At 70.8% G+C, this 23345-nt stretch carries 19 protein-coding genes; 7 read left to right on the top strand and 12 right to left on the bottom strand.

Translation table 11 applies throughout. From position 1 onward, the window contains the following. Positions 1-67 precede the first annotated feature (67 nt). Positions 68-1264, top strand: coding sequence for a CoA transferase (locus tag VFX14_23550; GenBank protein HEU5192667.1), 1197 nt, complete (start codon positions 68-70; stop codon positions 1262-1264). On the opposite strand, the gene VFX14_23545 is transcribed toward VFX14_23550, so the two are convergent. Both VFX14_23545 and VFX14_23540 read right to left on the bottom strand, forming a co-directional pair. Next, positions 1261-2034, bottom strand: a complete 774-nt coding sequence (locus VFX14_23545; protein ID HEU5192666.1) for a thiosulfate oxidation carrier protein SoxY — start codon at positions 2032-2034, stop codon at positions 1261-1263. The two genes, VFX14_23550 and VFX14_23545, sit on opposite strands and share 4 nt — an antisense overlap. A 15-nt stretch (positions 2035-2049) precedes the next feature. Continuing rightward, positions 2050-3342: an MFS transporter gene (locus VFX14_23540; protein HEU5192665.1), complete on the bottom strand. Its 1293-nt coding sequence runs from the start codon at positions 3340-3342 to the stop codon at positions 2050-2052. Between the two features lie 29 nt (positions 3343-3371). On the opposite strand from VFX14_23540, the gene VFX14_23535 reads away from it, so the two are divergent. Continuing rightward, positions 3372-4958 (top strand): amidohydrolase, encoded by a 1587-nt coding sequence (locus VFX14_23535; GenBank protein ID HEU5192664.1) that lies wholly within the window; start codon positions 3372-3374, stop codon positions 4956-4958. Positions 4959-4964: 6 nt separating this feature from the next. Here the strand turns inward: VFX14_23535 and VFX14_23530 are convergent, their stop codons facing one another. The 6 genes from VFX14_23530 to VFX14_23505 all read right to left on the bottom strand — a co-directional run bounded on the left by VFX14_23530 (position 4965) and on the right by VFX14_23505 (position 10038). Beyond that, the gene (locus tag VFX14_23530) at positions 4965-5705 is read right to left on the bottom strand and encodes a GNAT family N-acyltransferase (GenBank protein HEU5192663.1); all 741 of its coding nucleotides are present in this window, start codon (positions 5703-5705) and stop codon (positions 4965-4967) included. Between the two features lie 182 nt (positions 5706-5887). Next, entirely contained in the window at positions 5888-6235 is a 348-nt protein-coding gene (locus VFX14_23525; GenBank protein HEU5192662.1) for a RidA family protein, read from the bottom strand. A gap of 32 nt (positions 6236-6267) precedes the next feature. After that, positions 6268-7131, bottom strand: a complete 864-nt coding sequence (nudC, locus tag VFX14_23520; GenBank protein HEU5192661.1) for an NAD(+) diphosphatase — start codon at positions 7129-7131, stop codon at positions 6268-6270. Then, the gene (gene leuD, locus VFX14_23515) at positions 7128-7751 is read right to left on the bottom strand and encodes a 3-isopropylmalate dehydratase small subunit (protein ID HEU5192660.1); all 624 of its coding nucleotides are present in this window, start codon (positions 7749-7751) and stop codon (positions 7128-7130) included. The genes nudC and leuD overlap by 4 nt, the downstream gene beginning before the upstream one ends. A 2-nt stretch (positions 7752-7753) precedes the next feature. Next, positions 7754-9166 carry a 3-isopropylmalate dehydratase large subunit gene (leuC, locus tag VFX14_23510; protein ID HEU5192659.1) on the bottom strand — a complete coding sequence of 471 codons (1413 nt, stop codon included), beginning with the start codon at positions 9164-9166 and terminating at the stop codon, positions 7754-7756. Positions 9167-9174: 8 nt separating this feature from the next. Further along, positions 9175-10038 carry an isocitrate lyase/PEP mutase family protein gene (locus VFX14_23505; protein HEU5192658.1) on the bottom strand — a complete coding sequence of 288 codons (864 nt, stop codon included), beginning with the start codon at positions 10036-10038 and terminating at the stop codon, positions 9175-9177. 84 nt (positions 10039-10122) lie between these two features. Between VFX14_23505 and VFX14_23500 the strand changes: the two genes are divergently transcribed. After that, a complete protein-coding gene (locus VFX14_23500; protein ID HEU5192657.1) occupies positions 10123-11574 on the top strand; it encodes an aminopeptidase P N-terminal domain-containing protein in 1452 nt (483 codons plus the stop codon). Positions 11575-11583: 9 nt separating this feature from the next. Here the strand turns inward: VFX14_23500 and VFX14_23495 are convergent, their stop codons facing one another. Genes VFX14_23495 through VFX14_23485 form a run of 3 tightly spaced genes read right to left on the bottom strand, consistent with a single transcriptional unit; the run spans position 11584 to position 13683 of the window. Continuing rightward, positions 11584-12177 (bottom strand): histidine phosphatase family protein, encoded by a 594-nt coding sequence (locus tag VFX14_23495; protein ID HEU5192656.1) that lies wholly within the window; start codon positions 12175-12177, stop codon positions 11584-11586. Then, a complete protein-coding gene (locus VFX14_23490) occupies positions 12174-12956 on the bottom strand; it encodes an SDR family NAD(P)-dependent oxidoreductase (GenBank protein ID HEU5192655.1) in 783 nt (260 codons plus the stop codon). Before VFX14_23490 ends, VFX14_23495 begins: the two co-directional genes overlap by 4 nt. Before the next feature lie 4 nt (positions 12957-12960). Further along, positions 12961-13683 carry a sulfite exporter TauE/SafE family protein gene (locus VFX14_23485; protein ID HEU5192654.1) on the bottom strand — a complete coding sequence of 241 codons (723 nt, stop codon included), beginning with the start codon at positions 13681-13683 and terminating at the stop codon, positions 12961-12963. A 79-nt stretch (positions 13684-13762) separates the two neighbouring features. On the opposite strand from VFX14_23485, the gene VFX14_23480 reads away from it, so the two are divergent. Beyond that, entirely contained in the window at positions 13763-15343 is a 1581-nt protein-coding gene (locus VFX14_23480; GenBank protein ID HEU5192653.1) for an acyl--CoA ligase family protein, read from the top strand. 100 nt (positions 15344-15443) lie between these two features. Here the strand turns inward: VFX14_23480 and VFX14_23475 are convergent, their stop codons facing one another. After that, positions 15444-16754: a citrate synthase gene (locus VFX14_23475; protein HEU5192652.1), complete on the bottom strand. Its 1311-nt coding sequence runs from the start codon at positions 16752-16754 to the stop codon at positions 15444-15446. A gap of 339 nt (positions 16755-17093) precedes the next feature. On the opposite strand from VFX14_23475, the gene nifJ reads away from it, so the two are divergent. The 3 genes from nifJ to VFX14_23460 are packed head-to-tail and all read left to right on the top strand — an operon-like array spanning position 17094 to position 23341. Beyond that, positions 17094-20699 carry a pyruvate:ferredoxin (flavodoxin) oxidoreductase gene (gene nifJ / locus VFX14_23470; GenBank protein ID HEU5192651.1) on the top strand — a complete coding sequence of 1202 codons (3606 nt, stop codon included), beginning with the start codon at positions 17094-17096 and terminating at the stop codon, positions 20697-20699. After that, entirely contained in the window at positions 20692-21705 is a 1014-nt protein-coding gene (locus VFX14_23465; protein HEU5192650.1) for a dihydroorotate dehydrogenase-like protein, read from the top strand. The genes nifJ and VFX14_23465 overlap by 8 nt, the downstream gene beginning before the upstream one ends. Continuing rightward, on the top strand, positions 21677-23341 hold the full coding sequence (locus VFX14_23460; protein HEU5192649.1) for an NAD-dependent malic enzyme: 1665 nt from the start codon (positions 21677-21679) through the stop codon (positions 23339-23341). The genes VFX14_23465 and VFX14_23460 overlap by 29 nt, the downstream gene beginning before the upstream one ends. Positions 23342-23345: the final 4 nt, after the last annotated feature.

Below are 23345 nucleotides of genomic sequence, written 5' to 3'. Positions count from 1 at the left end.
GACATGGCCCGTGGGTTCCCGCGGGCTTGACTTGCCCCGGCCGCGCTGATACCCACAAGGGGCCGCCATGACCGACCGACCCACCATGCTCGAGGGCCTGCGGGTCCTCGACTGCTCGCGCGTCATCGCCGGACCGTACGCCGCCATGCTGATGGGCGATCTCGGCGCCGACGTGATCAAGCTGGAGCGGCCCGGCCGCGGCGACGACTTCCGCTCCCTCCGCGGCCGGGGCATGAGCGCGGCGTTCGCGTCCGTGAACCGCAACAAGCGCGGGATCGCGGTCGACCTGGGACACCCGGACGGGCGGCGCGTCGCCATCGAGCTCGCGCGCCGGGCCGACGTGCTCATCGAGAATTTCCTGCCCGGCGTGGCCGAGCGGCAGGGTCTGGGCTACGCGGCGGTGAGCGCGGCGAACCCCGGCATCGTGTACGCATCGGTCACCGGCTTCGGCCAGGACGGGCCGCTGTCTCGCCGCCCGGGCTACAACCTCATCGCCCAGGGCATGAGCGGCATCATGGCCCTCACCGGTCAGCCCGGCGATCCGCCCACGCGGGCCGGCGGCTCGATCTCCGACCTCGCCGCGTCGTATCTCACCTTCGGCATGGTGCAGGCCGCCCTCGTGCACCGCGCGCGCACCGGCCGCGGGCAGCACCTCGACGTGAGCCTCCTCGCCGCGACCATCGCGATGCTGCCCGATCCGGTCGCGCACTACTTCGACTCCGGCAAGCGGCCCACGCGCGAGGGCAACCGGAACCCGAACCTCACGCCCGCCGAGGCCTATCGCACCGGCGACGGCTATCTCAACGTGGTGCTGCTGAGCCCCGATCAATGGGACCGCTTCTGCGGCGTGCTGGGCGATCCCGTGCTCCGGAGCGATCCGCGCTTCGCCACGAACCAGGAGCGCCTCGCCCATCACGCGGAGATGAAGGCGCGGGTGGAGGCGGTGCTCGCCACCGACTCGACGGCGGAATGGGTGGCGCGCTTCGAGAAGGCGCAGATCGCGGCGGGCCCCATCTATGAGTTCGACGAGGTCTTCGAGGATCCGCAGGTCAAGCACCTCGGGCTGATCGCGCAGGTCGAGCAGCCGGGCTACGGGACGCTCCGGATGGTGGACTTTCCCGTGCGCGCCTCGGCGACTCCGGCCCGCCTCACCCGTCCCGCCCCTCTGCTGGGTCAGCACACCGCGGAGGTGCTGGGCGAGCTCGGGCTCGCCGCCGCCGAGATCGAGCGGCTCGCCGCCGCCGGCGCGATCGCCCTTGGCTAGATCTTCACGGGCTGGGAAGTCTCCCAGCGCTGTCCTTCGTTGTTCACGAACACCACCGTGAGGGTGCCGCTCCGCGTGATCTTGAGGGGAAAGCGGATCAGGGGGTTCGCGCTGATCGCCGAGCCCATCTGAAATTCGCACACCGGCTCACCGTCCAAGGAGACGAGCAGGCTCTTCACGTAGAACTCGGGCCCTTCGCGGACGAGCTTCCCGCCCTTGGCCACGAGGCCCGTGCTGGAGTCGTGGTCCACCTTGGTCTTGACCTCGACGATCTGCCCCGCCCGCAGCGAGCCCGGCAGGCGGAGCTGCGGGTTGCCGATCCGCGTGCGGTCGATCGGGGCGCCCCCGGTCGCGCAGCCGCCCTCGGCCACGCGCACGTCGCCGGCGCCGGTGAAGCGCCCGTGCCGGGAGCATTCCGCCACCGCCCGCGCCGTGCCCCCCGACCCCGAGCGCATCGTGAAGGCCGCCCACGCGCGGCCGTTGGCCGGCGTGAAGTTGAACTTCCCCTTCCACGGCATCGGGTCCCTGTCGAGCGTCACCTCGAGCGAGCGGATGTAGTGATCCGGCTCCATCGGGTGCTCCACGGAGACCCGGACCGGCACCGCCGCGGAGTCCTCGGCGAGGATGGGCATCTCGAGCCGCGGCGCGTGCTCACGCTCGAGGGCGCCCTGAGCCCATGCGCGGCCTCCGGGCCCGAAGAGCCAGAGCGCGCCGCCGCACAGACCCCCAACCAGGAGCCTCCGGCGCGCGTCGTCGAATGGCGTCGTCATGCGGCGAGCCGCTCGTCACACGGCAACGCGCGCCTCCCGCTCGTGGCGCGGATCGCGCACGAGGCCGATGAGCAGGACGAGCGCGGTCAGCCCGCCCAGCGCCGCGCCGAGGAACACCGCGCGGAACCCCACGGTGTCGGCCACGAGCCCCGCGACGAGCGGGGCGGCAAAGGCCACCGGCGCCACCATGGTGAGCCCGAGACCGATGTAGGTCGGGCGCTCGGCAACCGACGGGGCGAATTCCAGCAAGACGTTGAGCCCGGACACGTTGTGCGCGGCGAACTGCACGCCCACGAGCGCGAAGACCAGATCCAGGACATCGGCGGAGCGCGCGGTCAGGGCGATGCCGTTGCCGACCACCGTGGCGAGGACGCCCACGATGAGCACGGCCCGGTGGCCGGCGTGATCGGCGACCCACCCGAGTACCGCGTCCCCCGCAAGCTTCCCCACGATGATCGCGGTGGTGAACACGCCGGCCCGCCACGCGGGCGTCCCCAGCACGGTGAGCGCGTACGCGGTGTAGAACCCGCTCGCCACCCCGCCGATGGTGGCGAAGAGGCGCGTGGCGAGATACCAGGCCAGGTTGCGATCGCCGCGCAGCAGCCCAGGGACGCGGCGGAGCTGGCGCACGAGCGAGGTCGCGGCCGCGGCGGCGGGACCGTCCGGCTCCTTGACGCTCGCCAGCGCGACGTAGGACAGGCCCAGGAACAGGGCGGCGATGACGAAGCAGATCCCGTAGCTCCGGGGCGCGGGCACGGTGGCGAGCAGCCAGGCGGTCACGAGCCCGGCGCCGAGGCCGGCGACGCCCGCCGACATGCTCGTCGCGGCGAAGAAGCGGCCTCGGAGCCTGGTGGGGATGGCGCGACCCACCACGTCCAGCCACGCGGGCATGAGGACACCCCCCGTGGCCGCGATGACGAGCAGCATGGCGAGGAACAGGGCGAGCGAGAGGCCGGGTGCCGGATCCGCGAGCGTGAAGGCCACCGCGGCGAGCACCAGGTACGGCGCGCGCTCCCAGACGGTGTACCGGACGATGAACGGCAGCTTGCGCGACAGGGACTCCGTGTAGCCGGCGACGAACAAGGGCGGCAGGTACCAGCCCACCGTCATCAGCGCGGGAATCGCGCCGATCACCACGTTGGGCGCGCCCAGGTGGGCGGCGAAGGCGGGCAGGATGGTGGCCTGGCCCGCGAAGGAGAGGCCGACCAGGAACAGACCGAAGTCCAGCCCCAGCGCCAGCACGTTATGGCGCAGGTGCGGCGGACGGGGTGCCGGGCTGACGGGAGCGCGTGGCAGCGGGGTGGTCACGTTCGGCGAGCCAGCATATCATCGACGTCATGCTTGTCACCAATGCGCGGATCTACACGATGGACGCCCTCGGCTCCGTGGCCGATTCGCTGGTGGTCCGGGACGGCCGCATCGTCTTCTGCGGCCGCCGCGCGGACGTCAATCCCGCCGCCGGCGAGCCGATTCTCGATCTGCATGGGCGCGCGGTGCTGCCCGGGCTCGTGGATGCGCACGGGCACCTGATGCACCTCGCGCGCGCGCGCTTCACCCTCGACGCAGGCGGACGCACCTCCGAGGAGGCCATCGCGCGGCGCGTGGGCGAGGCGGCGGCCCGGCTCCCCCGCGGCGAGTGGATCGCGGGCCGCGGCTGGGACCAGAATCTCTGGGCGGACATGGCCTTCCCGTCGCGCGCCTCCCTCGACCGCGTCGCGCCCGATCACCCGGTGGCGCTGGTGCGTGTGGACGGCCATGCGACGTGGGCCAATTCCGCCGCCCTCCGCGCGGCCGGGATCGACCGCCACACGCCCGATCCCTCCGGCGGCGTGATCGTGCGCGACGGGCGCGGCGAGCCCACCGGTCTTCTCGTGGACACCGCGCAGCGGCTCGTGGCTCACGTGCAGCCGCCGCCCGACGAGGCGCGCTTCGACGCGGCGGTGCGCGAGGCCATCGCCCAGTGCCTCGCCGCCGGGCTCACCGGCCTCCACGAGATGGGGGCGGATCTACGCGCCCTCGCCGCCTATCGCCGCCTCGTCGAGCGTGGCCAGTTTCCACTCCGGAACTACGTCGCGGTGGCCGGTCGCGAGCCGGCGGCCTGGGAGCGCTACCGGGCGGACGGCCCCGAGTCCATGGGCGACGGCCGGGTGGAGGTGCGCGCGCTCAAGCTCATGGCCGACGGCGCGCTTGGCTCGCGCGGGGCGGCGCTGCATCATCCGTACTGCGACGATCCCGAGAACTCGGGCCTGGTGCTGCTCCCCCCCGACGAGCTCTACCGTCTCACCGCGGACGCCGCCGCGCGCGGCTTCCAGGTGTGCGTGCACGCCATCGGGGACCGCGCCAACACCATGGTGCTCGACGCCTTCGAGCGCGTGCTCGCGGAGCGGCCGGCGGCCCGTGCGCTCCGGCACCGCGTGGAGCACGCGCAGATCCTCGCCGAGCGCGACATCGGCCGGTTCGCGCGCCTCGGCGTGCTCCCCAGCATGCAGGCGACCCACTGCACGTCGGACATGCCGTGGGCGGAAGCGCGCCTCGGACCGGAGCGACTGCGGGGCGCGTACGCATGGCGGTCACTGCTGGCCACCGGCGTGCGCATCGCGGGTGGCTCGGACTTCCCCGTCGAGGATCCCAACCCGTTCCACGGGATCTACGCGGCGGTGGCGCGGCGGCCGCGGACCGGCGAGGACCGCGGGTGGCAGCCGGAGCAGCGGATGACGCGGGACGAGGCGGTGCGGTCCTTCACCGCCTGGAACGCGGAAGCGTCGGGTCAGGACCGCTTGACGGGCACGCTGGAGGTGGGCAAGCGCGCCGACCTCGTGGCGCTCTCCGACGACGTCTTCACCTGTCCGGAGAGCGCCATCAAGGACATCACGCCGCGCCTCACCCTGGTGGCCGGCGAGATCGTCTACGAGAGCCGAGCCTAGCGGGGCTCAGGCGCAGTCGCGCCGCTCGCCCAGGCGTGCGCCGGCGAGCCGGTCGGAGCTCACGCGGAAATAGCGGAAGGGTGGCCGGCCGCCGCCCACGCAGCTCCGCTGATACGCGATGATGCGCCGGTAACCCTGCCGCATCGTGGCGAGAGGGGCCCCGTAGGGAATCACCTGACCGAAGTAGCTGATCGGATCCCCTAGCTCGGCGAAGGGGAACCCGAGCCGCCGCAGCAGCCGCGCCAGCTTGCCCTCCATCGCCGCGATCAGATAGTCGAGGCCGAGCCGCCACGACTCCTCGTAGAGGTGGCGGAAGAGCCCGAAGAGGATGAGGGGCTCCCGGATCGTGGAGCTCCGATACCGGGACGCGATGATGAGGCGCGAGACTTCACCGGTGCGCGCGCGCTCACCCCGCGGGCGCTCGTCGAGCAGCGACAGCGCGTGGCGCTCCAGCGGGAAGCCCAGGGGCGAGTCGAGCACGAGCCGGAGGGTCGCCACCACCTCACCCGTGTCGGTGGCCGCCGCGAAGTGGATCGCGTGGGGATCGTACTCGTCGGTCTCGCGGCCGTCCGTGCAGCACGCGGCGTCCACGAACTTTTGCTCCAGGCAGTAGACCTCATAGCGCAAACGCTGCAGGGCATGCAGGGCCGCATCAGGAACTCTAGGCGGTGCCACATAAGGTTCACGGGAGGCAACCACGATTTGCGCGGAGCGGCGGCGGCGGCGAATCCGAAGGAGCGTTTTCATGTTGGCCACCCGCCCAGCAGACTTCATGCCACGCTCGATTCCGGAATCATAGGTCTCTGGCACTAATGTTCACCTCGTAGCGCGAAAGGCTCCGTTAGGGTAGCCGATTTCCATTGAGAATTTCTTACAATGTTGGCGGCGTAACTCTTACACTCTTACACGAGTCACCAGACTGACGCTGACTAGCGCGCGGCCACGCCCGCAATTTCGACGAGATATTTCGGGCTCGCCAGACGTGCCTCCACCGTCGCGCGCGCGGGCTTTCCATCGGGGTGTACCCACGCATCCCAGGCAGCGTTCATCTCATCGTAGGAGCCCATGTTCGCGAGCCACACGGTGGCCGAGAGCATCTTCGCCTTGCTCGATCCGGCCGCCGCGAGCAGCTCGTCGATCTTCTTCAGGATCTGCTCGGTCTGTCCCTTGACGCCGGCGCTCGCATCGGTCGCGACCTGGCCCGCGAGGTAGACGGTGTCGCCGTGCACGACCACGCCGGAAAACCGCGGACCGACGCTGAGACGCGTGATGGACATTTCAGGTCTCCTTTCTCGGTGAGCGTGAACGGCTAGAGCGCCGCATGGTTGTCGAGGATGAAGCGCGCGATGCTGTGGCGCGAGGGCCGGTCCGGCAGCGCGTCGGCGGGAAACCAGCGCGCGTCCTCCAGTTCGCCGCGATCCACCGCGAGCTCGCCGCCCGCATAGCGCGCGACGAAGCCCACCATGAGCTGGCTGGGGAACGGCCAGTTCTGGCTGCCCACGTACTGGATGTCGGTCACGTCCACGCCCACCTCCTCCTTCACTTCGCGCGCCACCGCACCCTCGAGGGACTCGCCGTTGTCGACGAACCCGGCCACGAGGGCGTAGCGGCCGGGCGCCCACTCCGGCTTGCGCGCGAGCAACACACGCCCGGTATCGCGCACGAGCACGATGACGGCGGGATGCAGATGCGGGTAGTGCTCGTACGCGCAGCCGCCGCAGCGCTTGCCCCACTCCCCGGCGATGCGCGTGGTCGGCGCGCCGCAGCGCGGACAGTGGCCGCTGGTGCTTTCCCACCAGAGGCCCTGCATGGCCATGCCACCGAGCGACAGCAGCTCGTCGGGCAGCCGCGCCCCGCGCATGGGGATCATGGTCTCCGCGCGTAGCCCGTTCGGCACGGGCGCGTGCTTCGGCACCGCGGACACCCAGCACGGCACCCCGCGCCACGTGCCGAGCCACAGGGGCTCGCTCATCGCGGCGGCGAGCTCGGCGGGGGGGCGGCCGTGCGGCAAACGGAAGCCATCGCCCGCGGCGGCGACGAGCAGGCTCTGGTCCTGCACGAAGAGCCAGTGTCCCTCCCGCGGCGGCGGCGCCGTGCCCGCCTTGGCGGTCTCGAAGGCGCCACGAAGGGCGTCACGGTTGAACGGCAGATAGACCGAGAGCGGCGTCTTCATGCGCGTCGCTCGACGGCGAGCCACGGCTCCTCGCCCGCATGGCGCCGCTCGAAGGCCGCGATGGCCGCCTCGTGACCCAGGGTGAGCGCGATCTCATCCTCACCGCGCAGGAGGCCCTGGCGCCGGAACGGATCCACGGCGAACGGGATGTGCGCCCCGTCGGGGCCGGTCACCGTCTGCGCCTCGAGGTCCACGGTGATCGACGCACCCGGCATTGCGTGCAGCTGGCGGCGCAGCACCGCCGCCGTCTCCGCGGGCACCACCACCGGCAGCACGCCGATCTTGAAGCAGTTGTTGAAGAAAATGTCGCCGAACGAGGGAGCGATGACGGCGCGGATCCCGTACGCGGCGAGCGCCCACACCGCGTGCTCGCGGGAAGAGCCGCAGCCGAAGTTGTCCGCGGCCACGATGATGCGCGCGCCGCGGAAGGCGGGCTGGTTCATGATGAAATCGGCGCGCTCGCGGCCATCCTCGTCGAAGCGCACGTCGTGGAAGAGAAGCCCTGCGTACTCCGGGCCGCGCGGTTTATGCAGGAAGCGCGCGGGAATCACGCGATCCGTATCGATGTTGACCGCGTCGAAGGGCACCGCCACGGCGGTCACCGAGGTGAAGGGGTCCACGCTCAGCGCGCCTCGCCGGTGAGGGCCCGGACGTCGGTGAGGCGGCCGGTGACCGCGGCGGCGGCGGCCATCGCCGGGCTCATGAGGTGCGTGCGCACGCCCTTACCCTGGCGTCCTTCGAAGTTGCGGTTGGACGTCGACGCCACGCGCTCCCCGGGGCGGCCGGTGTCGCCGTTCATGCCGATGCACATCGAGCAGCCCGGCTCGCGCCACTCGAACCCGGCCTCGCGGAAGATCCGGTCGAGGCCCTCCGCCTCCGCCGCGCGCTTGATCAGGCCGGAGCCCGCCACCACCCAGGCCGGCACCACGACGCGACGGCCGCGGACGACCACGGCGGCGGATCGAAGGTCCTCTAGGCGGCTGTTCGTGCACGAGCCGATGAAGACCCGGTCGACCTTGATGGCGGTGAGCGGTGTGTTGGCGGCAAGGCCCATGTAGGCGAGCATCCGCTCGATGGCGGATCGCCGCGCGGGGTCCGCGGTCTCCGCGGGATCGGGCACGCGGCCGGTGATGGGCAGCGCCTCCTGGGGACTCGTGCCCCACGTCACCGTGGGCGCGAGCGTGGCGGCGTCGAGCACGACCTCGGCGTCGAACACCGCGCCCTCGTCCGACGGCAGTGTCTCCCAGTGCGCGCGCGCCGCGTCCCACTGCGCGGCCGCGGGCGCGAACGGGCGTCCCTCGAGATACCCGTAGGTGGTGACGTCGGGCGCGACCATGCCGGCGCGGGCGCCGGCCTCGATGGACATGTTGCAGACGGTCATGCGCTCGTCCATCGACATCGCGGCGATGGCGGCGCCGGCATACTCGATCACGTACCCGGTGCCGCCGGCCGCGCTGATCGTGGCGATCACCGTAAGGATGACATCCTTGGCAGCGACGCCCGGGGGCCGCGCCCCGTCCACACGGATCCTCATGGCGCGGGGCTTGCGCTGCCAGAGGCACGACGTCGCCAGCACGTGCTCCAGCTCCGACGCGCCGATTCCGAAGGCGAGGCAGCCGAACGCGCCGTGGGTCGCGGTGTGCGAGTCGCCGCAGACGAGGGTGATGCCGGGCAGGGTGAAGCCCTGTTCGGGGCCCATCACGTGGACGATGCCCTGCCGCGCGTCGCCGGGCCCGAAGTAGGGAATGCGGAGATCCGCGGTGTGGCGCGCCATCTCCGTGACCATGCCGCGGATCGCCGGATCCGCGATGCCGCGGGGGCCGGTCGCGGTGGGGACGTAGTGGTCGGCGGTGGCGGCGATGGCGTCCGGCCGGCGGATCGCCCGTCCCGCCTTCCGGAGACGGTCGAAGGTGTGCACGGCGCCGTCGTGCATGAGGAGCCGGTCGATGTAGAGCAGGCTCATGCCGCCGGCGCCCTCGGTCACGACGTGCCGGCTCCAGATCTTCTCGAACAGCGTGCGCGGAGCGGTGGACACGAACCGGCTCAGGCCCCGGTGTACCTCTCCTCGACGGCGTGCCACCAGTCGAAGCCCACTTTTCTGAAGATGTCCATCGGGGAGAGCACCGGGCCCTCGTGCCAGTCGGTGCCGCGCTCCTTGAGGAGGCCGAGGGCGCGCTCGATGGCGGGGACGGCCGCCGCCATGCACACCGCGGGGAAGATCGCGATCTTGAACCCGAGGCGCTCGAGCTCGTCGGTGGGCACGCGCGGGGTCTTGCCCCCCTGCACCAGGTTGGCGAGCAGCGGCGCCTTCACCTCGCGGGCCACGCGGTGGATCTCCTCCAGGGTCTGGGGGGCCTCCACGAAGATCACGTCCGCGCCCGCCTCCGCATAGCGGTTGCCGCGGTCGATGGCGTCCTCCAGCGACGTCACCGCGCGGGCGTCGGTGCGCGCGATGATGACGAAGTCGGGGTCGGTGCGGTGCTCGGCGGCGGCGCGGATCTTCTCCGCGAACTCTTTGGTGGGCACCACCTGCTTTCCCGCAATATGCCCGCACTTCTTGGGCGCGACCTGATCCTCCATGTGGAGGCCGGCCACGCCCGCCTTCTCGTATTCCCGCACCGTGCGCACCGCATTGAGCGCGTTGCCGTAGCCGGTGTCGGCGTCCGCGATCACGGGGAGCGACACTGCGCTGGCGAGGTGGGAGGCATGGTTCGCCATCTCGGTCAGGGTGGCGAGCCCGAGATCGGGCTGGCCCAGGTGCGACGCGGCGGTGCCCGCGCCCGTCATGTACACGACGGAAAAGCCCGCCGCCTCGATGAGGCGCGCGGAGAAGCCATCATAGGCGCCGGGCGCGACGATGAGGCCGGGGGCGGCGAGGAACTGGCGGAGTCGCGTCGTAGTGCGCATGATCCGTCCTTTCGGAGCGTCCGGTAGCGGCGCCCGGGATTGTTCCGCAATCGCGCGGGACTGTCAACATGGTACGCTACGCGCATGGCCTTCGACCTCGCCCCCTTCCTCGAGCGACGGCGGCGATTCGCCGAGGCGCTCGGCGAATCGCTCGCGATCATCCCCGCCGGCCGCGAGGCGGCCCGCAACGCCGATACCGACTTCGAGTTCCGTCAGGATTCCGACTTCTACTTCCTCACCGGCTTCGATGAGCCCGACGCGGTGGCGGTGTTCAACCCCGCGCACGCCAAGGAGCGCTTCGTCCTCTTCGTGCGGCCGCGCGACCGCGAGCTGGAGATCTGGACGGGACGGCGCGCCGGCGTGGAGGGCGCCATCGCCACCTACGGCGCGGACGCCGCCTACACCATCGACGAGCTCGACGCACGGCTGCGCGAGTACGCGGTGGACCGGGCCGGCCTCGTGTACCGTCTGGGCAATCCGCACCACGATGCGCGCGTGATCCGGCTGGTCAACGAGATGCGCGGCGTGCGCGTGCGGGGCTTCGTCACCCCGAGCCGCATCGACGATCCCGGGCCGCTCCTCCACGAGATGCGGCTCCGCCGCGCCCCCGAGGAGCTCGCCCGCCAGCGCCGCGCGTGCGAGATCAGCCGCGACGCCCACATCGAGGCCATGCGCTTCGCCCGCCCCGGGCAGCGCGAGTACGAGGTGCAGGCGGCCATCGAGTTCGTGTTCCGCAAGGGCGGCTCTTCGCGCAACGCGTACCCGTCCATCGTGGCCTCCGGCCCCAATGCCTGCATCCTCCACTACAACGAGAACCGGCGGCGCATGGAGGACGGCGACCTCCTGCTCATCGACGCGGGCTGCGAGTGGGGTTACCACGCCTCCGACATCACGCGTACGTTCCCGGTGAACGGCCGGTTCACCGCGCCGCAGCGGCGGGTGTACCAGATAGTGCTCGACGCGCAATTGGCCGCCATCGCGGCGGCCCGACCCGGCGCGCGCTACGAGGCCATGCACGAGGCGGCCCGGCGCGTGCTCACCGAGGGGCTGGTGGCGGTGGGCCTGCTCCCGCGCGGCGTGGACGAATCGCTGGCCATGCACCACTACCGTGAGTTCTACATGCACGGCACCGGCCACTGGCTGGGCATGGACGTGCACGACGTGGGCGACTACCGTGTGCGCCGCCAGTCGCGGGCCCTCGAGCCCGGCATGGTCGTGACGGTGGAGCCGGGCCTCTACATCGATCCCGAGCGCGAGTCCGTCACCTTCCACCTCCGCGAGTACAGCGAGGAGGAGATGTGGGAGCGCCGCTACCGCCTCGGTGTGGCCGCCGCCCGCAAGCTCGAGGAGGAGGAGAAGGCGCGCGCCGAGAAGATCGTGCACCCCATCCCCCGCGAACTCCGCGGGATCGGCGTGCGCATCGAGGACGACATCCTCGTCACGGCGGAGGGCCACGAGAATCTCACCGCCGGGACTCCCAAGACCGTCGAGGAGATCGAGCGGACCTGCGCCGAGGCGCCGCGCCTACCCCGCTAGCCGCGGGATCTAGCGCGCGGACAGGCGGCCAGCGATCTTGAAGCGCTCGCCGGCGTGGGGGGTCAGTACCACCATCTCCGCCGGCTCGACGCTGATGCCCGTGAGCGCGAGGATGTTCGAGCCGTGCGAGACCATCACGAGATTGCCGCCCGCGCCCTCGGGCCGCCAGGTCGCGATCAGTGTCTCCATCTCGCGCACCTGGCGGGCGGAGGCCTCCGAGCGCCCGTAGAGGTTCGACAGCGGCCTGGAGACCTCGGCGTCACCGCCGAAGGCGAGCCGGGCGGTCTCGAGGCAGCGGCACCACGGGCTCGACAGCACGCGGCCCACCGGCACGGCATGGCCGCGGAAGACCTCGCCCAGGCGTCGCGCGTCCGCTCGCCCCGTCTCGGTGAGATTGCGCTGGGTGGCGCAGTCGTTCAGCTTGAATCCCGGTGGGTCGCCCACCCCCGCGGTGGTCACGGCATGGCGCACGAAAACGATCTGACGGCCGTTCTTGAGCAGCGTCCACAGCGCGTCGTCGGCACCCGCCGGCCGCGCCGCCACAAGCGCGAGCGCGGCGAGGAGGAGGGTGGCGAGCAGCGCCGCGCGGTCCCGAGGCCTCACGACATCGCGCCGCCGTCCACCGTGTAGATGCCCCCGTTGATGTAGGAGGCCTCGGGGCTCATGAGGTAGGCCACGAGCGACGCCACCTCGTCGGGCTTGCCGTAACGCCGCATGGGAATGGTCGCGGCGAGCCGGTCGCGGGTGATCCGTGGGTCGCGTGGATTGAAGCCGCCCTCGAGCTGATCCACCATCGCGGTCTCGATGGGCGCCGGGCACACCGCGTTCACGCGAACCCCGTGGCGTGCGAGCTCGATGGAGGCGGTGCGGGTGAGCCCGATCACCGCGTGCTTGCTCGCGGTGTAGGCGACGAGGTTCGGCGAGCCGCGAAGCCCCGCCACCGAGGCGGTGTTGACGATGACGCCGCCGCCCCGCGCGATCATGGCGGGCGCCACGACCTTGAGCCCGAGCCACACGCTCTTGACGTTCACCGCGATGACGCGGTCGAACGTGGACTCCGGGTAGTCCACGAGCGGGCTCACCACCCCGAGGATACCGGCGTTGTTGAAGAAACCGTCGATCCCGCCCCAGCGCTCCACCGCCGCGGTGACGTAGCGCTGCACCTCGCCGATCCGCGTCACGTCGGCCTCGACGATGAGCCCCTGCCCGCCCACCTTCTCCACCGCGGCGAGGGACTCGGCGAGGCCGCCCGCGTTGACGTCCACGAGGACCACATGCGCGCCCTCCGCGGCGAAGCGCGCGGCGGCGGCGCGGCCGATCCCACCCGCCGCCCCCGTGACCACCATCACCTTGTCCGCGAAGCGCCGTTCCACGGCCGTCACGATATCAGCCCCGCAGCAGAAGCGCCACGCCGGAGGCGAGCAGGATGGCGAAGACCACCCAGCGGAAGCGCACCCCATCCACCACGCTGAACAGTCGCATGCCGGCCAGCAATCCGGCGAGGGCGGGGAGCGCGAAGACGGCGGCGAGGCGCCAGACCTCCGCGGAGAGGAGGCCGGCCCACCAGTAGCCCACCAGGATCACGAGCTGATTCACCACGAGAAAGGCCTGGAGATTGGCCTTGATGGTCCGTGCGCTCCACCCCTGGGCGGCCATGTAGACGATGGCGGGCGGGCCGGGCGTCCCCACCGCGCCGCCCACCGCGCCGGAGAGCACGCCGGCCGTGAAGCCCCAGGCGCGCCCGGGGAGTTGCCGCGGGCTCAGGCCACTCCACTCGAGCGCGACGATGAGCACGAGCACGGAGCCGATCAGCCGCGCGAGCATCGTCGAGGACACGGTGGCGAGCACCCACACGCCCAGCGGGGTGCCGAGCACGCTGCCGACGAGGAGGGCGTCCACCCCGCTCGGCAGGAAGTCGCGCCGGAGCGGGACGAAGATGACGCCGCAGAAGAGCGTGGCGTAGAGCGTGGTCAGCACGATGGCGTCCAGCGGCGCGATCACAAATGGGAGAAAGGCGAGAGCCACCAGCCCGATGCCGAATCCGGCCAATCCCTGCACGAAGCTCGCGGCCGCGACGATGGCGGCGCCGGCAGCGAGGGCGAAGGTCATCCGGGCACCCTAGCACGCCGATGGTAAACTTGGGCGGGCCAATCGCCCGAACCCGCCCCATGCCCGGAGGCCTCGAGAGATGAAGCATCACAAGGTCTATCGCACCGAGCTCACCCCGGTGAGCTTCCTCGAGCGCAGCGCGTACGTGTTCCCCGACAAGGTCGCGGTAGTGCACGTTGCCCGGCGCTACACCTACGCCCAGCTCGCCGAGCGCGTGAATCGCCTCGCCTCCGCGCTCCGCGCGGCCGGCATGGGCAAGCACGATCGCGTGGCCTTCATCTGCCCGAACATCCCCGCCATGCTCGAGGCCCACTACGGTGTCCCCGTGGGAGGCGGCGTTCTCGTGGCGATCAACACGCGACTCTCCAGCGACGAGATCGGCTACATCCTCAAGCACTCCGGCTCGAAGTTCCTGTTCGTGGACGCCGAGTTCGAATCGGTGGTGAAGCCGCTCGACCTCTCCGGCGTGCGCGTGATACGGGTGGACGACACCGGCATGCCCGGCGACCCCTACGAGAACTTCCTCGCCGGCGGCTCCCCCGAGCCCGTGGAGAGCTGGCTCGACGACGAGGAGGAGACGATCGCGATCAATTACACGTCGGGCACCACGGGGCGCCCGAAGGGTGTGATGTACAGCCACCGCGGCGCGTGGGTGAACGCGGTGGGCGAGGTGCTCGAGGCGGGCATGGGCTTCGACACGCGCTACCTCTGGACGCTACCCATGTTCCACTGCAACGGCTGGTGCTTCACCTGGGGCGTGACCACCGTGGGGGGCACCCACATCTGTCTTCGACGCGTGGAGCCCGCCCGCATCTGGGAGCTGCTCGAATCAGAGGGCGTGACGCACTACAACGGCGCTCCCACCGTGCAGATCGGGGTGGTGAACCACCCGAAGGCGCGTCGCCTCGATCGGCCGGTGACGGTGACGGTGGCGGGCGCGCCGCCCTCCCCCACCCTGCTCGGCAAGCTCAAGGAGCTGAACTTCCGTCCCGTCCACGTCTATGGCCTCACCGAGACCTACGGGCCGCACACCGTGTGCGAGTGGCATCCGGAATGGGACGCGCTCCCGAAGCAGGAGCAGGCGCAGCGCGCGGCGCGGCAGGGCCAGGGCTACGCGATCTTCGACCTCGTGCGCGTGGTGGACGAGAAGATGCAGGACGTGCCGCGCGACGGCGAAACGCTGGGCGAGGTCATCATGGTGGGCAACAACGTGGCCAAGGGCTACTTCGACAACCCCGAGGCGACGGCGGAATCGTTCCGCGGCGGCTGGTTCCACTCCGGCGACATCGGGGTCTGGCACCCCGACGGCTACATCGAGCTGCGCGACCGGAAGAAGGACATCATCATCTCGGGCGGCGAGAACATCTCGACCATCGAGGTGGAGCAGACGGTGGCGCGGCATCCCGCGGTGCTCGAGTGCGCCGTCGTCGCCATCCCCGACGAGAAATGGGGCGAGCGCCCGAAGGCCTTCGTGACGCTCAAGATCGGCGCTGCCGCCACCGAGGGCGACATCATCGAGTTCTGTAAGCAGCACATCGCCCACTTCAAGGCGCCGGCGGCGGTGGAGTTCGGCGATCTACCCAAGACCTCGACGGGAAAGATCCAGAAGTTCGTGCTGCGGGACAAGGAGTGGGGCGGCCGGACCAAGCGCATCAACTAGCCGCAGCCGCCCCGCTACGTCGAACCCAGCCCGTCAGTCGCAGGCCCGCATCACCTCCCCGTAATTGCGTCGTGGACCGCCGCGAAGTTCAGGCCGGGCGTCATCCGCCCGGCCGGGGCGCCGGCGTGCGCCCCTCTATCTCCACGTAGGCCCGCTTCGCTGCGCCCTGGTAGAGCTGACGTGGCCGCGCGATCTTCTGCTCCGGATCGTTGCGCATCTCTTGCCACTGGGCGAGCCACCCGCTCATCCGCGGGATGGCGAAGAGCACGGGGAACATCTCCACCGGAAATCCCATCGCCTGGTAGATCAGCCCCGAGTAGAAGTCCACGTTCGGATAGAGCTTGCGGGTGACGAAATATTCGTCCTGGAGGGCGATCCGCTCGAGCTCAAGCGCCACCGGCAGGAGCGGGCTCGGCCGCGTCACTCCGAACACCTCGTCGGCCATGCGCTTGATGATGGTGGCGCGCGGATCGTAGTTCTTGTACACGCGGTGGCCGAAGCCCATGAGCTTAGCCTTGCCGGCCTTGACGTCGCGGATGAACTCGGGGATCCGGGCGGTGGTGCCGATCTCGCGGAGCATGCGGAGCACCGCCTCGTTGGCGCCGCCGTGGAGCGGCCCGTACAGGGCGGCGACGCCCCCCGCGACCGCGGAGTAGGGATCCACGTGCGAGGAGCCCACGCTGCGCACCGCGTTGGTCGAGCAGTTCTGCTCGTGGTCGGCGTGGAGAATGAACAGCACTTCGAGGGCGCGCTCGAGCACTGGATTGGGCTCGTAGCGCACTTCGGTGGTCTTGAACAGCATGTTGAGGAAGTTCCCGGTATAGTTCAGCGCGTTATCGGGATAGGCGTACGGCATCCCGAGGCTGTGGCGATAGGCGAAGGCGGCCAGCGTCGGGATCTTGGCGATGAGCCGGACGATCTGCAGGTGCCGGGTCGCCGGATCCACGCCGTCCTTGGCCTCCGGGTAGAACGTGGACAGCGCTGCGACCGCCGAGACCAGCATGCCCATCGGGTGTGCGTCGTGGTGGAAACCATCCATGAACTTCTTCAGGTTCTCGTGGACCCACGTGTGATGGGTGATCTCGTACACCCAGGCGTCCAGCGCCTCGACGGTCGGCAGCTCGCCGTGGAGCAGGAGATACGCCGTCTCGAGATAGCTCGAGCGCTCGGCGAGCTCCTCGATCGGGTAGCCGCGATAGCGCAGGATCCCCCGATCGCCGTCGATTTCGGTGATGCGGCTGATCGTCGAGGCCGTGTTCGTGAAGGCGGGATCGTAGGACAGGAGCCCGAAGTCCTCCGGTCCCGTGCGGATCTGACGCAGATCCATGGCCCGTATCGCGCCCGCGCGAATGGGGATCTCGTAAGACTTCCCGTTCCGGTTATCGACGATGGTGAGCGTTTCAGTCGGCATGGCGCGTCCTCCTTCGGTTGATCCGCTCGTGCACCCTCCGGTTCCCTGACCGCGCATCCAGCAAGTGAGGTGCCACGCCCCATGTCCCGGGGGCTCCCCGCCAAGGCGAGGAATCAGCGAGCGAATTCCCGTCGACGCGCACGATGAGGCCAGCTACGGTGAGGCGCCGGCGCCCAGGGAGGGGCGAGCGTGCCTCACCCCGAGCCTGGGCCCCATGAGCTCAGGGCTATCGTCATGCTGGCCAAGTCGTGACATCGACGCGCCATTCCGCCCTCGCCGGACCGGAGCCCGGCATGGCAGCCCCCTTGCACCTTCGTTCTCACGGGGGTGATGCGGCGCATGACGGGTCGGCCACGGGTCACGCTCGACGGCAACGAGGCGGTGGCCCACGTGGCCCATCACCTGAGCGAGGTGATCGCGATCTATCCGATCACTCCCTCGTCCACGATGGGCGAGCTCTGCGACGAGTGGGCCAGCCACGGGCGCACGAATCTCTGGGGCCAGCTCCCCACCGTGGTGGAGATGCAGAGCGAGGGCGGGGCGGCGGGCGCGCTGCACGGGGCTCTTCAGGCGGGCGCGCTCGCCACCACGTTCACCGCCTCGCAGGGCCTGCTCCTCATGATCCCGAACATGTACAAGATCGCGGGCGAGCTCACGCCCGCGGTCATCCACGTCGCCGCGCGCGCGCTCGCCACCCAGGCACTGTCCATCTTCGGCGACCACAGCGACGTGATGGCGACCCGCGCCACCGGCTGGGCGCTGCTCTGCTCGGGGTCGGTACAGGAGGCCCAGGACCTCGCGCTGATCGCGCACGTCGCCACGCTGGAAGGGCGCGTGCCGTTCCTCCACTTCTTCGACGGCTTTCGCACCTCGCACGAGGTCGCGAAGATCGAGCCGCTGAGTCCCGATACCCTGCGCGCCATGCTCGACTCCGCGGCGATCGACCGCCATCGCGCGCGGGCGCTGTCACCCGACCGCCCCACCGTGCGCGGCACCGCCCAAAACCCCGACGTCTACTTCCAGGCGCGCGAGGCGTCGAACCCCTTCTACCTCGCGCTGCCCAGCGTCGTGGAGGGCGCGCTCGAGCGGCTCGCGCGCCTCACCGGCCGGCGCTACCGGCTCTTCGACTATGTGGGCGCGGCCGACGCCGAGCGCGTGATCGTCTGTATGGGCTCGGGCGCGGAGACCGCCCACGAGACAGTGGAGCGCCTGAGCCGCGACGGGGCGAAGGTCGGCCTCCTCAAGGTCCGCCTGTACCGACCGTTCTCCGTCGAGCACTTCCTGGCCGCGCTGCCGCCCACCACGCGGGCGGTTGCCGTGCTCGACCGCACCAAGGAGCCGGGCAGCGTCGGCGAGCCGCTCTACCTCGACGTGGTCTCCGCCCTCCAGGAGGCCGCCGAGGCGGGACGGCCAGCGCCGCGCGTGATCGGAGGCCGCTACGGGCTGGGCTCGAAGGAGTTCACGCCCGCCATGGTGAAGGCGGTGGTCGACGAGCTGGCGCGCCCGGCGCCGCGGCGCCGCTTCACGGTGGGGATCGTCGACGACGTCACCCATCTCGCACTCGACTGGGATTCCGCCTTCTCCACCGAGGACCCCGGCACGGTGCGGGCCGTCTTCTATGGGCTTGGCGCGGACGGCACGGTGGGCGCCAACAAGAACTCCATCAAGATCATCGGTGAGGAGACGGACGCCTACGCCCAGGGCTACTTCGTCTACGACTCGAAGAAGTCGGGCTCCATGACGGTTTCCCACCTGCGCTTCGGGCCACGCCCCATCCGGTCGAGCTATCTCATCGGTCGCGCCAGCTTCGTGGCCTGCCATCAGTTCGGCCTCCTGGAGCGCCTGGACGTGCTGGCCGTCGCGGAGCCGGGCGCGGTGTTCCTGGTCAACAGCCGCTGGGGACCGGCAGAGGTGTGGGACCATCTGCCGCGGCCCGTCCAGGCGGCCATCCTCGACAAGGGGCTGCGGCTCTTCGTGATCGACGGCCATCGCGTGGCCCGGGAAACCGGCATGGGCGGCCGCGTCAACACCGTCATGCAGACTTGCTTCTTCGCGGTCAGCGGGGTGCTGCCGCGGGCGGAGGCGGTGGCGGCGATCAAGCGGTCGATCGAGAAGACCTACGGCAAGCGCGGTGAGGCAGTGGTGCGGAAGAACTTTGCGGCGGTCGACGCCACGCTGGATCACCTCCACGAGGTCGCCATCCCTTTGCGGATCACGAGCGCCGTCGAGCGCCTGGCCCCGGTGGGCGCCGAGGCCCCGGACTTCGTCCGGCGCGTGAGCGCGCCCATTATCCTCGGCGAGGGTGATCGTCTGCCGGTAAGCGCCTTCCCCGCCGACGGCGTCTACCCGAGCGCCACCGCGCGGTGGGAGAAACGGGGCATCGCCGGCGAGATCCCCGTCTGGGACGAGAGCCTCTGCATCCAGTGCGGCAAGTGCGTGCTCGTGTGCCCGCACGCCGTGATCCGCGCTACCGTGTACACTCCGGACCGGCTCGCCGGCGCCCCGCCCACGTTCAAGTCCGCCCCTGCGCGGTGGCGAGAGCTATCCGGCCATCGCTACACGCTGCAGGTCTCCCCCGAGGACTGCACGGGCTGCGGGCTCTGCGTGGAGGTCTGCCCGGCCAAGAGCAAGAGCGAAGTCCGTCACCGCGCCATCAACATGGAGCCCATGCGGGTCCTTCGCGAGGCGGAGTCGGTCAACTGGCAGTTCTTCCTCGGCCTTCCCGCCCCCGACCGCGAGGCGCTCAACCACGGCCAGGTGAAGGACGTCCAGCTCCTCGAGCCGCTCTTCGAGTTCTCGGGCGCGTGTGCAGGCTGTGGCGAGACTCCCTATCTCAAGCTCATGACCCAGCTCGTGGGCGACCACGCGCTCGTGGCGAATGCCACCGGCTGCTCCTCGATCTACGGCGGCAGCCAGCCCACCACGCCGTGGGCGGTGGACCGGAACGGACGGGGACCGGGCTGGGCCAACTCGCTCTTCGAAGACAATGCCGAGTTCGGCCTCGGCATGCGGCTTGCCCTGGACCACCGCGCCGAGCAGGCGCGGGCGCTGGTCGAGAGCCTGGCGCCCCGGCTGGGCGGCCTCGCCGAGGCGCTGCTCCACGCGGAGCAGACCGACGACGCGGGCATCCGCCTCCAGCGGGAGCGCGTCGCGCAGCTGCGCGAGCGGCTTCGCGACGTCGCCACGCCGGAGGCGCGGGCCCTCCACGACCTGGCCGACGGGCTCGTGCGCACCACCGTGTGGATCGTGGGTGGCGACGGGTGGGCGTACGACATCGGAGGCGGCGGGCTCGACCACGTGCTCGCCTCGGGCCGCGACGTGAACGTGCTGGTACTGGACACTGAAGTCTACTCGAACACCGGCGGCCAGATGTCCAAGTCCACCCCGCGCGGCGCGGTGGCGAAGTTCGCCGCCGGCGGCAAGCGCGCGCGGAAGAAGGACCTGGCCCTGATGGCCATGACCTACGGCAGCGTGTACGTGGCCCAGGTCGCCATGGGGGCGCAGGACACGCAGACGCTGCGCGCCTTCCGCGAGGCCGAGGCGTATCGGGGCCCCGCGCTGATCATCGCCTACAGCCCCTGCATCGCCCACGGCTACGATCTGCGTCACGGCGCGGATCAGCAGAAGGCCGCCATGCTCTCCGGCCACTGGCCGCTCTTCCGGCACGACCCGGCGCTGGCCGCCCAGGGGCTCAATCCCCTACAGCTCGACTCGAAGCCGCCGTCGATGCCGCTGCGTCAGTACCTCTACAACGAGACGCGCTACACCATGCTCGCCCACCGCGACCCGGAGACGGCGGCGCGGCTCCTCGAGGCGGCGGAGGCGGACGCCCACGAGCGGTGGCGCACGCTCGAGCACTTCGCGGCCCGCCCCGGACGCGCGGCCGCCCCCGCCGTCCCGAACGGGTCGGCGTCCCCCGCCGGCGGAGGGCCATCCCATGCTTGACCTATCCGTGCGCTACCTCGGTCTGACTCTGACGAGCCCGCTGGTCGCGTCGTCGTCGCCCCTCACCGGGCGGCTCGACGAGATCCGCCGCATGGAGGACGCGGGCGCGGCGGCGGTCGTGTTGCCCTCGCTGTTCGAGGAGCAGATTGAGCTCGAGAGCCAGCACCTCGACCATCACCTGAGCCACACCGCCGAGAGCCATTCGGAGGCCGCTTCTTACTTCCCGGATCTCGGCGGCTACCACATCGGCCCGGAGGCGTACCTCGAGCACTTGCGCCGTGCGAAGGCAGCTGTCGGCATCCCAGTCATCGCCAGCCTCAACGGCGTCTCTTCCGGTGGCTGGGTCCGCCACGCGCGCCTCATGGAGCAAGCGGGTGCCGACGCCCTCGAGCTGAACGTGTACTTCATGGCCACGGATCTCGACCGTACCGCGGCCGAGATCGAGCTCCAGTACCTCGAGCTGGCGCGCGAGGTGAAGGCGAGCGTCCGCATTCCCGTCGCCATGAAGCTCGGGCACGCCTTCACCGCCGCTGCCCACTTCGCGCGGCGGCTCGACGGGGCGGGGCTGGATGCCCTCGTCCTGTTCAACCGTTTCTACCAGCCCGACTTCGACCTTGAACGGCTCGAGGTGATCCCGACCCTCACGCTCAGCCACTCCTGGGAGCTGCTCCTGCGCCTGCACTGGGTGGCGGTGCTGTATGGCCGCATCCGGGCCGACCTTGCCATCACCGGCGGCGTCCACACTGCGACGGACGTGCTCAAGGCTATGATGGCAGGCGCCCGCGTGGCGATGATGACCTCCGCGCTGCTCGAGGAGGGGGTGAGCCACCTGGCCCGCGTACGCGCCGACGTGCTCGCGTGGATGGAGGCGCACGAGTACGAGTCCATCCGGCAGATGCAGGGCAGCATGAGCCACCGCTCGGTGCGCGATCCGGGGGCCTTCGAGCGGGCGAACTACCTGCGGGTGCTGAGCTCCTATGTCGTCCCGAGCTCCCGGCGCGCCTGACTCCCCGACGCGGGGAGCGCAGCTTCTCAGCGACCCGCTACGCAACAAGAGCACCGCATTCACGCCCACGGAGCGCGCCGCCCTGGGCTTGGAAGGCCTCCTCCCGGCCGCGGTGAGCACCATGGAGCAGCAAGCGCGCCGCGCCTTCGCCCACATCACGCGCAAGTCCGACGCGCTCGAGCGGCACATCGGCCTCGCGGCGCTGCACGACCGCAACGAGCGCCTGTTCTACCGCGTCCTCGGCGATCACCTCGAGGAGCTGTTGCCCATCGTCTACACCCCCACGGTGGGCCTCGCATGCCAGGAGTTCAGCCACATCTTCCGGCGGGCGCGAGGGCTCTGGATCACGCCGGAGCACCGCGGGCGCATCCACGCCATCCTCGGCAACGTGCCGCAGGACGACGTGCGCCTCGTCGTGGTCACCGACAACGAGCGCATCCTCGGGCTGGGGGACCAGGGCGCAGGCGGCATGGGCATTCCGGTGGGCAAGCTCACCATCTATACCGCCGCGGCGGGCATCGATCCCAGGCTCACCCTGCCGGTGAGCCTCGACGTGGGGACGGACAATGCGGCTCTCCTGACGGACGATCTCTACCTGGGCTTCCGGCAGCCCCGGCTGCGCGGCGCCGCGTACGAGGCGCTGGTGGACGAGTTCGTGACGGCGACGCGGCGACGCTTCCCGCGGGCCGTGCTCCAGTGGGAGGACTTCAAGAAGCAGAACGCGCTGAACCTCCTGGACCGCTACCGGCGGGCGCTGCCCTCGTTCAACGATGACGTCCAGGGCACGGGAGCATGCGTCCTCGCTGGCATCCTGGCGGCCGGCCGGCTCACCGGCACGCCCTTGCGCGAGCAGCGCGCGGTGATCGTGGGCGGCGGTGCGGCGGGAATCGGCATCGCGCGTCAAATCCGGGACGCGGTCGCCCGCGCCGGGGCGAGCGGCGCCGAGCTCGACCGTGCCGTCGGCCTCGTGGAGGTCGACGGCTTCCTCCTGCGTGACACGCCAGGGCTGGACGCTTCCCAACGGCGCTTCGCGTGGCCCCGCGACATGGCCCGCGCATGCGGGGTGGACGGCGCGCGCGATCTGGAGGCGGTGGTCCGAAGTCTGGCCCCCACCGTCCTCATCGGTGTTTGTGGGCAGCCCGGCGCGCTCACCGAGGGGGCCGTGCGCGCGATGGCGGCGGTGGTCAAGCGCCCGCTCATCCTGCCGCTCTCGAACCCCACCAGCCAGGCGGAGGCGACGCCGGACGACCTTCTGGGCTGGACCGATGGCCGTGCCTTCGTGGCCACGGGGAGCCCGTTCGAGCCGGTGCGGTATGCGGGGCGCCACGTACGCATCGGCCAGTGCAACAACGCCTTCATCTTTCCCGGCCTCGGGCTCGGCGCCCTTGTCGCCGAGGCGCGGGAGGTGACGGACGGAATGTGCCGGGTCTCCGCGGAGGCGCTCGCCGGGCAAGTGAGTCCAGAGGATGTGAAGGCAGGCAGCCTCTATCCGCCCATCGGGGCGCTGCGCGAGGTGTCGTCCCGCATCGCGGAGGCGGTGGTGCGCGAGGCTCGCGACGCCGGCGTCGGGCGCGACCTTCCAGACGGCGCCATCACCGAAGCCGTCGCGGCGATGCGGTGGGATCCGGACTACTAGGACC

Source organism: Candidatus Methylomirabilota bacterium (genome assembly GCA_035764725.1).
Classification (GTDB): Bacteria; Methylomirabilota; Methylomirabilia; order Rokubacteriales; family CSP1-6; genus DASRWT01.
This window is presented reverse-complemented; position numbering and strand designations above follow the sequence as displayed.